Source organism: Nocardioides silvaticus, from assembly GCF_003160695.1.
Lineage (GTDB): Bacteria > Actinomycetota > Actinomycetes > Propionibacteriales > Nocardioidaceae > Nocardioides > Nocardioides silvaticus.
Map to the genome: position 1 here is coordinate 265,913 of NZ_QGDD01000005.1, position 12,284 is coordinate 278,196.

The 12,284-nt window shown below is 69.7% G+C and carries 10 protein-coding genes; 8 read left to right on the plus strand and 2 right to left on the minus strand.

What is annotated here, in order from left to right; translation table 11 throughout:
• Positions 1-76: 76 nt before the first annotated feature.
• On the plus strand, positions 77-2,269 hold the full coding sequence (locus tag DJ010_RS13090; RefSeq protein WP_109694358.1) for a 3-hydroxyacyl-CoA dehydrogenase NAD-binding domain-containing protein: 2,193 nt from the start codon (positions 77-79) through the stop codon (positions 2,267-2,269).
• A 177-nt stretch (positions 2,270-2,446) separates the two neighbouring features.
• Positions 2,447-3,925, plus strand: coding sequence for a M28 family metallopeptidase (locus DJ010_RS13095; protein WP_109694360.1), 1,479 nt, complete (start codon positions 2,447-2,449; stop codon positions 3,923-3,925).
• A gap of 76 nt (positions 3,926-4,001) precedes the next feature.
• Here DJ010_RS13095 and DJ010_RS13100 read toward each other — a convergent pair whose 3' ends face one another.
• Positions 4,002-4,967, minus strand: a complete 966-nt coding sequence (locus tag DJ010_RS13100; protein ID WP_109694362.1) for a DUF4349 domain-containing protein — start codon at positions 4,965-4,967, stop codon at positions 4,002-4,004.
• Positions 4,968-5,002: 35 nt separating this feature from the next.
• A complete protein-coding gene (locus DJ010_RS13105) occupies positions 5,003-6,328 on the minus strand; it encodes an aminotransferase-like domain-containing protein (RefSeq protein WP_109694364.1) in 1,326 nt (441 codons plus the stop codon).
• Between the two features lie 103 nt (positions 6,329-6,431).
• On the opposite strand from DJ010_RS13105, the gene DJ010_RS13110 reads away from it, so the two are divergent.
• From DJ010_RS13110 to DJ010_RS13135, 6 genes are read left to right on the plus strand one after another with little or no spacing between them, the layout of a single operon-like run.
• The gene (locus tag DJ010_RS13110) at positions 6,432-7,271 is read left to right on the plus strand and encodes a nitrilase-related carbon-nitrogen hydrolase (RefSeq protein ID WP_245927544.1); all 840 of its coding nucleotides are present in this window, start codon (positions 6,432-6,434) and stop codon (positions 7,269-7,271) included.
• A 9-nt stretch (positions 7,272-7,280) separates the two neighbouring features.
• Complete coding sequence (gene hydA, locus DJ010_RS13115) at positions 7,281-8,711, plus strand: dihydropyrimidinase (protein WP_109694368.1); 1,431 nt, start codon at positions 7,281-7,283, stop codon at positions 8,709-8,711.
• Positions 8,712-8,721: 10 nt separating this feature from the next.
• Positions 8,722-9,744, plus strand: coding sequence for a TIGR03842 family LLM class F420-dependent oxidoreductase (locus DJ010_RS13120; RefSeq protein ID WP_109694370.1), 1,023 nt, complete (start codon positions 8,722-8,724; stop codon positions 9,742-9,744).
• A gap of 4 nt (positions 9,745-9,748) precedes the next feature.
• Entirely contained in the window at positions 9,749-10,633 is an 885-nt protein-coding gene (locus DJ010_RS13125; RefSeq protein ID WP_109694372.1) for an ABC transporter permease, read from the plus strand.
• Positions 10,626-11,447, plus strand: a complete 822-nt coding sequence (locus tag DJ010_RS13130) for an ABC transporter ATP-binding protein (RefSeq protein ID WP_109694374.1) — start codon at positions 10,626-10,628, stop codon at positions 11,445-11,447. Before DJ010_RS13125 ends, DJ010_RS13130 begins: the two co-directional genes overlap by 8 nt.
• Positions 11,444-12,265 carry an ABC transporter permease gene (locus tag DJ010_RS13135; protein ID WP_109694376.1) on the plus strand — a complete coding sequence of 274 codons (822 nt, stop codon included), beginning with the start codon at positions 11,444-11,446 and terminating at the stop codon, positions 12,263-12,265. The genes DJ010_RS13130 and DJ010_RS13135 overlap by 4 nt, the downstream gene beginning before the upstream one ends.
• Positions 12,266-12,284 lie beyond the last annotated feature (19 nt).

Here is a 12,284-nt window from a genome sequence, read left to right on the forward strand (position 1 = left end):
GGCTGAGCTTGCGAAGCCGTGACGTCGCGTATCGAGACCCACTGCCTTTCGAACAAGACTTGAGGACAACCACCTGATGAGCACTGACACCCAGACCGCTGTGCGCTACGAGCGGGACGCCGACGGCATCGTCACGCTGACGCTGGACGACCCCAACCAGAGCGCCAACACGATGAACGAGCTCTACATCGACTCGATGAAGGCCGCCGTCGACCGTCTCCACGAGGAGCAGGACGACGTCACCGGCGTCGTCATCGCCAGTGCGAAGAAGACCTTCTTCGCCGGCGGCGACCTGAAGAACATGGTCCAGGCGACCAAGGAGGACGCCGCCGACGTGTTCGCGCTGGCGGAGAACGTGAAGGCAGCGCTGCGCCGCCTCGAGCTGTTCCCCAAGCCGGTCGTCGCGGCGATCAACGGCGCCGCCCTCGGTGGTGGCCTGGAGATCTGCCTCGCGGCGAACCACCGGATCCTCGTCGACGACCCGAGCGTCAAGGTCGGCCTGCCCGAGGCCAGCCTCGGCCTGCTGCCCGGTGGCGGCGGCGTCACCCGCACCGTCCGGATGTTCGGCATCCAGACCGCGCTGATGGACGTGCTGCTCCAAGGCACCCAGTTCAACCCGACTAAGGCCAAGGAGAAGGGCATCGTCGACGAGCTGGTCGCCACCCGCGAGGAGCTGGTCCCGGCCGCGAAGGCGTGGATCAAGGCCAATCCCGACTCGGCGCTGAACCCGTGGGACGCGCCGGGCTACAAGATGCCCGGCGGCAACCCGAAGAGCCCCGCGTTGGCGGCGTTCCTCCCGGCCTTCCCGGCGATCCTGCGCCAGCAGACCAAGGGCGCGGTCTACCCCGCCGCCCGCGCGATCCTGTCGGCTGCGATCGAGGGCGCGAACACCGACTTCGACACCGCCTCGCGGATCGAGTCGCGCTACCTGACGAACCTGATCGTCAACCAGGGCTCGAAGAACATGATCCAGGCCTTCTTCTTCGACCTGCAGGCCATCAACTCCGGCTCGCTCCGCCCGCAGGGCATCGAGCCGTGGAAGGCCGCCAAGGTCGGCGTCCTGGGCGCGGGCATGATGGGCGCCGGCATCGCCTACGTGTGTGCGAAGGCGGGCATGGAGGTCGTCCTCAAGGACGTCGCCGTCGAGAACGCCGAGAAGGGCAAGGCCTACTCCGAGGGCCTGCTCGACAAGGCGATCTCCCGCGGCCGCTCCACCGAGGAGAAGAAGGACGAGCTGCTCGGCCGGATCAAGGCCACGGCCGACCCGGCCGACCTGACCGGCTGCGACCTGGTCATCGAGGCCGTGTTCGAGGACCCGGCGCTGAAGGCCAAGGTGTTCGCCGAGATCGCGCCGTTCGTCAACAAGGACGCGCTGCTCTGCTCCAACACCTCGACCCTGCCGATCACGCAGCTCGCCGAGGGCGTCGACCGTCCGGCCGACTTCATCGGCCTGCACTTCTTCTCCCCCGTGGACAAGATGCCGCTGGTCGAGATCATCACCGGCAAGGAGACCAACGAGGTCGCGCTGGCCAAGGCCTATGACGTCGTCCAGCAGATCAAGAAGACCCCGATCGTCGTCAACGACAGCCGCGGCTTCTACACCTCGCGGGTCATCGGCTACATGGTCAACGAGGGCATGGCGATGCTCGCCGAGGGCGTGGCGCCGTACTCCATCGAGCGCGGCACCCTGATGGCCGGTTACCCGGCCGCCGTGCTCCAGCTGTCCGACGAGCTCAACCTCGAGCTGATGGCGAAGATCGCCAAGGCGACCGAGGAGGGCGAGAAGGCCGCGGGCAACGACTACGTCGAGCACCCCGGCATCGCGGTGGTCAAGAAGATGCTCGAGGCCGGCCGCGCCGGTCGTCTGCGGGGCGCGGGCTTCTACGACTACGAGGACGGCAAGCGCGGCTCGATCTGGAGCGGTCTCGCCGACCTGTTCCCGGTCGCCGAGGAGCAGCCGCCGATCGAGGACATCAAGGACCGGATGCTGTTCGCCGAGGCCCTCGAGACCGCGAAGTGCTTCGAGGAGGGCGTCATCACCTCGGCGGCCGCCGCGAACATCGGTTCGATCATGGGCATCGGCTTCCCGCCGATGACCGGTGGCGCCGCCCAGTTCATGACCGGCTACGAGGACAAGGAGACCGGCGAGATCGGTCTCAACGCGTTCCTCAAGCGGGCCGACGAGCTGGCCGCCAAGTACGGCGACCGCTTCCAGGCCACGCCGTGGCTGCGGGACCTCGCCGCCTCGGGCGGGTCCTTCCCCGCCTGACCCAGCTGCACCTGCTCCATCCGGAGGGCCCGTCGCGATCGCGGCGGGCCCTCCGCATCTCGACCGCCGAAGCGCAGCGGAAAATCTCCCGCCTGACGGTTCCCTTCCCGGAAGAACGGACCTAGGGTCCCCTGCTATCGGCGACTTCGGGTGTCGCCCGGACTCGGGAGTGCTTTCATGCGACGGATCTTCGGGACGTTGGTCGTCCTCGTCATGGCCCTGGTCGGCCTCTCAGCGGTGACGGCGCCGATCGAGGCGGCCAAGCCCAAGCCCAAGTGCGGGCACCAGCTCGACTCCGCCGAGGAGGCGGTCGCGTGCGTCACCCTCAAGGAGGTGATGAAGCACCAGCAGGAGCTCGCGAAGATCGCCAGGAAGAACGGTGGCACCCGCGCCGCGGGCACCCCCGGCTACGACGCGTCGGCGGACTACGTCGAGCGGCGGCTGCGGTCGGCCGGCTACAAGGTCACCCGGCAGAGCTTCGACGTCTACAGCTTCGAGGAGGTCGGCCCCTCGGAGCTGGAGCAGACCAGCCCGAACGCGGTCAGCTACGTCGAGGGCACCGACTTCGCGGCCACTCCCCACTCGGAGGAGGGTGACGTCACCGCCTCCGTCACACCGGTGGACCTCCAGCTCGGCCCCGGCAACACCTCGACCAGCGGCTGCGAGGCCAGCGACTTCGAGAACTTCCCCGAGGGCGACATCGCGCTGCTGCAACGCGGCACCTGCACCTTCGAGATCAAGGGCAACAACGCCGCGGCCGCCGGTGCGGTCGGCATCATCTTCTTCAACCAGGGCAACACCGCCGCCGCGGACCGCAACGGCATCCCCGCCGTCACCCTCGGCAACGGCTTCACCGGTGAGATCCCTTCGGTCAGCACGACGTACGCGCTGGGGGCCGAGCTCTCGACGATCGCCGACCTCGAGATGCGGCTGTTCGCCAACGTCACCCGCACGCCGTCGACGACCGAGAACGTGATCGCCGAGTCGCGCGGCGGCGACCCTGACAACGTGATCATGGCCGGCGCCCACCTCGACTCCGTGCCGGAGGGCCCGGGCATCAACGACAACGGCTCGGGCTCGAGCGCGCTGATCGAGGTCGCCGAGCAGCTCGCGAAGGCGGACCTGACCAACAAGCTGCGGTTCGCGTGGTGGGGCGCGGAGGAGGCCGGACTGGTCGGGTCGACCTACTACGTCAACAACCTCACTCCCGAGCAGCGCGCGCAGATCGAGCTGTACCTCAACTTCGACATGATCGGCTCGCCGAACTACGGCCTGTTCATCTACGACGGCGACGGATCGGGCTTCGGCCTCGTCGGTCCCGACGGCTCGGACGAGATCGAAGCGCTGTTCGAGCGCTACTACGCCGAGCGCGACATCCCTTCGGAGCCCACGGCGTTCAGCGGGCGTTCGGACTACCAGGCGTTCATCAACAACGGCATCCCGTCCGGCGGCCTGTTCACCGGCGCGGAGGTCCCGAAGACGCCCGCCCAGGTGGAGAAGTGGGGCGGCACGGCCGGCCTGGCCTACGACCCCTGCTACCACTCCGCCTGCGACGGCATCCAGAACCTCAGCCTGGACGCGCTGCGGATCAACGCCGACGCGGTGGCCTACGTCGTCTACCTCTACGCCTCCGGTGAGGAAGTCATCAACCAGTAGCCGACCCGGCACGAACTCGCACGAGAGACCCGCCGACCCGTCGCGAACTTCGCGACGGGTCGGCGCGTTCTCGGCGTCAGCTTGCGACGGGTCGGCGGCGGAGGCGGCGGACGAGCAGCCAGAGCGGACCGCCGACGACGAGCAGGACGGTGGCGAACGGGAGCAGCCGGCCGGTGAGGGTGGCGAGGTCGGTGCCGAAGGACTTCAGGCCGTCCCAGCCGTCCTCGAGGCCGGCGAGGAACCCGGCCTCCTCGGGCTCCTTCTTCTCCTCGGTCTTCTCCTTCTTCTCCGGCGGCAGCGAGATGTTGACCGAGATGGTCGACATCGAGGTCTGGTCGTTCAGGTAGCTCAACCGGCGCTCGAGCGACTCCAGGTCGGCCTGTCGCCGCGAGACCTGGGACTCGATCCGGATGATGTCGCTGATCGACTGGGCACGGTCGAAGAGCTGCTCGACGCGCTGGAGGCTGCGGCGCTGGGCGCGGATCCGGACCTTCGTGTCGATGACCTTGGTCGTGACGTCCTCCTTGCCGGTGTTGGAGGACGTCAGGTCGGCCACGCCCTCGAGGTCCTGGAAGGCCTTGTCGAAGGCGTCGACCGGGACGCGCAGCAGCAGCCGCGCGGTGCTGATGACGCCGTCCTTGTTGGTGGTCGTCTCGCGCTCGGTGATCTCGCCGCCGTGCTCGTCGGCGATCCGGCCGACGTGGAAGACGGTGGCCGCGACGTCGTCGCTCTCGCAGGACACGTTGCCCTTGGCGATGATCTTGCGGCCCGTCGAGTCGGTGTCGCGTGCCAGGCTCTTGAAGTCGTCGCCGTAGGAGGCGCTCTCCGCCAGGTCCAGGTTGGCCTGGTTGTCGAGGGATTTGCGCTCCGCGGCACTTTCTGCGGGCGCGTCCTGGGCCGCGTCCGCGTCGCCGGCGTTTCGTGCGTCGCCACCTTCGTCGTCACCACCGCCCGCCGCGCAGGCGCCGACGACGAGCACGAGCACGAACCCGACGAGCGCGAGGAGGAGCAGGGACGGGCGGCGGCGGTCTCCAGGCCTCATGACCGTACGACGGGCCGGCCCGCCGATCGGTTCCGTCAGCCGGCGCGGGCTGCTGCCGCCAGCGCGGCGGCCACCTCCGGGGCGTCGTCGGGCGAGACCAGCCCGGAGGTGACGCGGACGAACGAGGTCGGACCCGAGGCGACGAACGGCTCGCCCTCGGCGACGCGGATGCCGGAGGCCGAGAGGTGCAGCCGGGCCGCGCGCTCCTCGAGGACGGGCAGCCACATGTTGATGCCGTCGGGCACGGGGACGTGCACGTCGAGCTTCTCGAGCTCGGCGACGAGGGTGCGCTGCCGCGCCATGTACTGCCGCCGCGCCTCACCGACCTCGTCGAGCGACTGCGAGGAGGTGAGCAGGTCGAGCAGGATCGTCTGCACCATGCGCGAGGTCCAGGCCGGACCGAGCATCCGGCGCGCGACGATCCGGTCGATGATCTCCGAGGGCCCGCCCATGGCGGCGATCCGCAGGTCGGGACCGTGCGACTTCGAGTACGACCGCACGTGCACGACCCGCTCCGGCAGCCAGGACCCGAGGCTCACGTCCGGCGCCACCGAGATGCCGGAGGAGTGGTCGTCCTCGACGATCCACGGCAGCGCGTCGCGGCGCCGCAGCAGCACCCGCACCAGCTGCAGCGCCCGTGGCGCGGTGGTCGAGATGCCGGTCGGGTTGTGCGCCCGCGGCTGCAGCACGACAGCGACCGGGCGCACGTCCAGCGCCCTGCGCAGCGACTCCGGGGTCACGCCCTCCTCGTCGAGGGCGACCGGCACCACCTCGGCGCCGAGCGCCTCGACCAGGTCGAAGAACGGCGGGAAGCCGGGCGACTCGAGCAACACGCGGTCGCCGTACGACACCACCTGCTCGAGCATCCGGGTGACGCCGTCGGTCGCTCCGTCGACGACGGTGATCGACTCCGCCTCGTAGGGCCAGGTGCCGGCGAGCACGTCGCGCAGCTCGGGGAGCACCGGCTCCTCCTGGTAGGCGAGCACACCGGCGCGCTGGGAGACCCGGTGCAGCGCGGGCCCGAGGTCGGGCAGCAGGGTCGGGTCGGGGGTGCCACGGGAGAGGTCGAGCCGCAGTCCGTCGGGGCCGGCGCCGACCAGCCCGCGCTGCCGCGGCGAGAGCCAGGGGGTCGGGGTGTCGCGCACGAACGTGCCGGACCGGCCACGCGAGACCACCAGCCCCGTACGACGCAGCGCCTGCCACGCTGCCGACACCGTCGCCGGGGACACGCCCAGCTCGGCGGCGACGTCGCGGACGGTCGGGAGCCGGTCGCCGGGAGCCAGCTCGCCGGCGCGGATGGCGCGACTGAACGCACCGGCGATGCCGCGCGGTGTGGGGTCCTCGATTCCGGCGAGATCCATGCCCAACCCTTGACAACGAGGAAATCCGAGCGAAATGTTCAACCCGGAAGATAACAGAACTCGGACCCGATCCGACCCCAGCGGAGGTGGACCTTTGACCACGGTGCGCGCGGCCATCAGCCAGACGACCTGGACCGGCGACAAGGAGTCGATGCTCGACAAGCACGAGCAGTTCGCCCGTGACGCCAAGGACCAGGACGCCCAGGTGATGTGCTTCCAGGAGCTCTTCTACGGCCCCTACTTCGGGATCACCCAGGACCAGAAGTACTACCGCTTCGCCGAGCCTGCCGACGGCCCGATCGTGCAGCGGTTCGCGGCGCTGGCCAAGGAGCTCGGCATGGTGATGATCCTCCCGATCTACGAGGAGGAGCAGACCGGCGTCTACTACAACACCACCGTCACGGTCGACGCCGACGGCACCATCCTCGGCGCGTACCGCAAGCACCACATCCCGCACCTCGACAAGTTCTGGGAGAAGTTCTACTTCCGGCCCGGCAACCTGGGCTACCCGGTCTTCGACACCGCGGTCGGCAAGGTCGGCACCTACATCTGCTACGACCGCCACTTCCCGGAGGGTTGGCGCGAGCTGGGCCTGAACGGCGCCCACATCGTCTTCAACCCCAACGCCACCAAGCCGGGCTTGAGCAACCGGCTGTGGGAGGTCGAGGGTCCGTGCGCCGCGGTCGCCAACGGCTACTTCGTGCTCCAGCCCAACCGGGTCGGCCGCGAGGACAACGAGTACGGCGACGAGGCGGTCGACTTCTACGGCACCAGCCAGGTCATCGACCCGCGCGGCAACTTCGTCGGCGACCGCGGCTCCTCGGAGAAGGAGGAGCTGCTGGTCCGGGACCTCGACATGGACATGGTCCAGCAGATGCGCGACGACTGGCAGTTCTACCGCGACCGCCGGCCGGACTCCTACACCGCCATCGCGCGGCCCTGAGGAGCGGCGATGAGCACCCTCCTCGTCAAGGGCGGCACCGTCGTCAGCTCGACCGGCCGCACCGTGGCCGACGTCCTCGTCGACGGCGAGCAGGTCGTCGCCGTGCTGGCGCCCGGCAGCGACATCGCAGCGAGTGTCACCGCGGACAAGGTCGTCGACGCCACCGGCAAGTACGTCATCCCGGGCGGCATCGACGCCCACACCCACATGCAGCTGCCGTTCGGCGGCACCGAGGCGAGCGACACGTTCGAGACCGGCACCATCGCCGCGGCGTGGGGCGGCACCACGTCGATCATCGACTTCGCCGTGCAGAAGTACGGCGAGCGCGTCGAGGACGGGCTGTCCGCCTGGCACGAGAAGGCCCGCGGCAACTGCGCGGTCGACTACGGCTTCCACCAGATCATCGGCGGCGTCGACGAGCAGTCGTTGAAGGCGATGGAGACGCTGATCGACGAGGGCATCACGTCGTACAAGATGTTCATGGCCTACCCGGGCGTCTTCTACGCCACGGACGACCAGATCCTCCGGGCCATGCAGAAGGCCCGCGAGCTCGGCCTGATGACGATGATGCACGCCGAGAACGGCCCGGCCATCGACGTCCTCGCCGAGCAGCTCTACAACGCCGGCAAGACGACGCCGTACTTCCACGGCATCGCGCGCGCCTGGCAGATGGAGGAGGAGGCCACCCATCGGGCGATCATGCTGGCCAACCTCACCGAGGCGCCGCTCTACGTCGTGCATGTGAGCGCCAAGCAGGCGGTCGAGCAGCTCGCCACGGCACGCGACAAGGGCCAGAACGTCTTCGGCGAGACCTGCCCGCAGTACCTCTACCTCTCGCTCGAGGAGCAGCTCGGCGCCACCGGCGACCCGACCTGGGGCGAGTTCGAGGGCGCGAAGTGGGTCTGCTCGACGCCGCTGCGGTCGCGGGCCGAGGGCCACCAGGACGCGATGTGGCAGGCGCTGCGCACCAACGACCTGCAGATGGTGTCGACCGACCACTGCCCCTTCTGCATGAAGGACCAGAAGGAGCTCGGTCGCGGCGACTTCCGCGCCATCCCCAACGGCATCGGGTCGATCGAGCACCGGATGGACCTGCTCTACCAGGGCGTGGTCACCGGCGAGATCACGCTCGAGCGCTGGGTCGAGCTGACCTCGACGACGCCGGCGCGGATGTTCGGACTCTACGGCCGGAAGGGCGTCATCCAGCCCGGCGCCGACGCCGACATCGTGGTCTACGACCCGAAGGGGCACACCTCGATCGGCGTGGACAAGACCCACCACATGAACATGGACCACTCCGCCTGGGAGGGCTACGAGATCGACGGTCACGTCGACGTCGTCATCAGCCGCGGGTCCGTGCTGGTCTCGGACGGTGAGTTCCACGGGCGTGCCGGCCACGGGCAGTACCTCAAGCGCGGCCTGACCCAGTACCTGACCTGAGAGGGATCCCATGGACTTCGGAGTTGTCATCCAGACGAACCCGCCTGCCTGGCGCACCGTCGGGCTGGCGAAGCAGGCGGAGGAGCACGGGTTCGACTACGTGTGGACCTTCGACTCCCACCTGCTCTGGCAGGAGCCGTACGTCATCTACAGCCAGATCCTCGCCGAGACCCGGCGGGTCGTCGTCGGGCCGATGGTGACCAACCCGGCGACTCGCGACTGGACGGTGACGGCGTCGGTCTTCGCGACGCTCAACGAGATGTACGGCAACCGCACGGTGGTCGGCATCGGCCGCGGCGACTCCGCGGTCCGGACGCTCAACGGCAAGCCGACCACGCTCAAGGAGGTCCGCGACGCCACCCACGTGATCCGCGAGCTCGGCAACTGCCGTCCGGTCGAGCACAACGGGTCGACACTCCAGTTCCCCTGGGCGCGCAGCTCGCAGCTCGAGGTGTGGATCGCGGCCTACGGTCCGTTGGCGCTGAAGACCGCCGGCGAGGCCGGCGACGGGTTCATCCTGCAGCTCGCCGACGTCGACGTCGCGAAGTGGATGATCACCCAGGTCCGCAAGGCGGCCGCGGACGCCGGCCGCGACCCCGACGCGCTCACGTTCTGCGTCGCGGCGCCGGCGTACGTCGGCAGCGAGGACCAGATCGACCACATGCGGGCGCAGACCCGCTGGTTCGGCGGGATGGTCGGCAACCACATCGCCGACATCGTCTCCAAGTACGGCGAGGACGCCGACTTCCCGACGGTGCTGGTCGACTACATCAAGGGCCGCACCGGCTACGACTACAACACCCACGGCAAGGCCGACAACGACCACGTCGACTTCGTGCCGGACGAGATCGTCGACCGGTTCTGCATCCTCGGCACCCCCGAGCAGCACATCGCCAAGCTCGAGGAGCTCAAGGCGATCGGCGTCGACCAGTTCTCCGTCTACCTCCAGCACGACAACAAGGAGGAGACGATGCGCGTCTACGGCGAGTCGATCATGCCCCACCTCCGCGACCACATCACCGCGAAGGCGTGACCCCTTGGCGCAGATCTGGAACCGCTTCCGTGCGGTGATCCTCGGTGTCCTCGGCGTGGCCGCCGTGGTCGTGACCTGGGACCTCTACAAGGCCCTGGGACCCGAGGAGGGCGTGCTCGTCGGCGACACGCGGGTGCTGCCGCGCACGACCGACCTCGCGATGCCGCACTCGTGGGAGATGCTGCAGCGGTTCGGCGACCCGGTCACCGGCCTCCCGGGTGCCCCCGACGCGTTCGACGCGGTCTTCGACGCCAGCATGTTCTCCCTCGGCCTGGCCGCGCGCGGGTGGGTGATCGGCGTCGTGGTCGGCCTGGTGCTCGCGCTGGTGATGAGCCGGCTGCGGATCGTCGAGTCCGCGCTGCTGCCGTGGGTGATCCTCAGCCAGACCGTGCCGCTGATCGCGATCGCGCCGCTGGTCCGCCGCTGGGGCTCGGAGATCACGATCTTCGGCCACGTGTGGAGCAGCGAGGACTCCGTCGCGGTGATCGCGGCGTACCTCGCCTTCTTCCCGGTCGCCGTCGGTGCGCTGCGCGGGCTCAAGTCGCCCGATGCGACCCACCTCGACCTGATGCGGGCCTACGGCGTCGGCTGGTGGCGCTCGCTGGTCACCCTCCGGCTGCCGTCGTCGGTGCCCTACCTCCTGCCGGCCCTCCGGCTCGCGGCCGCCAGCGCCGTCATCGGCGCCGTCGTCGCGGAGGTGTCCATCGGGCTCAAGGGCGGGCTCGGTCGGATGGTCATCGACTACGCCGTCGCCGCCTCCGGCGACCCGGCCAAGCCCTGGGCCCCGATCTTCGGCGCGGTCGCCATCGGCCTGGTCTCCGCCGGTGCCATCGGCCTGCTCGGCCTCGTCCTCCGCCCGTTCCGACTGACAGGAGCCAGCAATGGCTGACCCCGCCATCTCGGTGACCGGCGTCGACCGGATCTTCGGCAAGAGCCGCAAGCAGGTGGTCGCGCTGAAGGACGTCGACCTCACGGTCGCGGCCGGCGAGTTCGTGTCGCTGATCGGGCCCAGCGGCTGCGGCAAGAGCACGCTGCTGCGCCTGGTCGCCGACCTCGACACCCCGACGACGGGGGACATCCGGGTCTTCGGCAAGGTCGCCCGCCAGGCGCGGCTCGACCAGGACTACGGCATCGCCTTCCAGCAGGCGGGCCTGCTGCCGTGGCGCACCGTCGCCGGCAACATCGAGCTGCCGCTCAAGCTGCACGGCGCCGACGCCGCCGTACGGAAGAACCGGGTCGCCGAGCTGATCGAGCTGGTCGGTCTCACCGACTTCGCCAAGAGCCACCCCGACCAGCTGTCGGGCGGCATGCAGCAACGGGTCGCCATCGCCCGGGCGCTCGCGGAGAGCCCCAAGCTGCTGCTGATGGACGAGCCGTTCGGCGCCCTCGACGAGATCACCCGCGAGCGGATGCAGAACGAGCTGGTCAAGATCTGCGCCGAGACCGGCGCGGCGGTGCTGTTCGTGACCCACTCGATCCCGGAGGCGGTGTTCCTCTCCGACCGGGTCGTCGTCATGTCGCCGCGGCCGGGCCGGATCACCGGCATCGTCGACGTCCGCGCCGATGGCCTGGCCGGCGCGCACGACCGCACCGAGCGCGCCCGCGACGAGGAGGGGTTCTTCCACGCGGTGGCCGAGGTCCGCAGCCTGCTGCATGGGACCCCCGAGACCGCCACTGCCGCGCGCGGGGTGGACAACCGATGACGACCGCCGTCGACCCCGTCGCCGCCGGGCGCGTCACCCGGCCACGGCTCCCGATCACCGACGTCCGGTGGAGCACCGTGGTCGCGCCGCTCGCCCTGGGGGCGCTGGTGATCGTCGGTTGGGAGCTGCTGGTGAACGCCGCGGACATCAAGCCGTTCGTCCTCCCGGCGCCGAGCGCGATCTGGGAGCAGATCACCGGCAACACCGCCAACATCGTCGACGGCTCTGTCGTCACCGGCCGCAACGCGCTCATCGGGATGCTCGGTGGCGCGGTGGTCGGCGTGATCGGCGCGGCGCTCGCCGGGTCGTTCCGGTTGATCGACCAGATGGCGGCCCCGGTCGTCGCCGCGCTCGCGGTGATCCCGATCGTCGCACTGGCGCCGGTCCTCTACTCGATGTTCGGCGCGGCCGTGAACACCGGCCGGATCATCGTGGCCGGCATCTCGGTGGCGGTCCCGGTCTACCTCAACACCCTGCGCGGCATCCGCCAGGTCCGGGCCGTGCACCGCGACCTGATGACGGCGTACGCCGCCGGCCCGCTGCAGGTGATCCGGGCGGTGACGCTGCCCACCGCCACGCCGTACGTCTTCACCGGCCTGCGGGTCGCCTCCTCGCTCGCGGTCATCGCCGCGCTGATCGCGGAGTACTTCGGCGGCCCGATCGGCGGTCTCGGGAAGTCGATCACCTCCTCGGCCGCCAGCAGCAACTACCCCCTCGCGTGGGCCTACGTCTCGGGAGCGATCGTCCTCGGCCTGCTGTTCTACGTGGTCACCCTGCTCGTCGAGCTGTGGTTCTCACGCCATCACAAACCCGCCTGACCCGGTCCCGAGCCACGAC

Excerpts from the sequence above, each read along its gene's own strand:
- DJ010_RS13130 (WP_109694374.1), top strand. The coding sequence starts at position 10,626 with ATGGCTGACCCCGCCATCTCGGTGACCGGCGTCGACCGGATCTTCGGC.
- DJ010_RS13090 (WP_109694358.1), top strand. The coding sequence starts at position 77 with ATGAGCACTGACACCCAGACCGCTGTGCGCTACGAGCGGGACGCCGAC.
- hydA (WP_109694368.1), top strand. The coding sequence starts at position 7,281 with ATGAGCACCCTCCTCGTCAAGGGCGGCACCGTCGTCAGCTCGACCGGC.
- DJ010_RS13095 (WP_109694360.1), top strand. The coding sequence starts at position 2,447 with ATGCGACGGATCTTCGGGACGTTGGTCGTCCTCGTCATGGCCCTGGTC.
- DJ010_RS13105 (WP_109694364.1), bottom strand. The coding sequence starts at position 6,328 with ATGGATCTCGCCGGAATCGAGGACCCCACACCGCGCGGCATCGCCGGT.
- DJ010_RS13120 (WP_109694370.1), top strand. The coding sequence starts at position 8,722 with ATGGACTTCGGAGTTGTCATCCAGACGAACCCGCCTGCCTGGCGCACC.
- DJ010_RS13135 (WP_109694376.1), top strand. The coding sequence starts at position 11,444 with ATGACGACCGCCGTCGACCCCGTCGCCGCCGGGCGCGTCACCCGGCCA.
- DJ010_RS13100 (WP_109694362.1), bottom strand. The coding sequence starts at position 4,967 with ATGAGGCCTGGAGACCGCCGCCGCCCGTCCCTGCTCCTCCTCGCGCTC.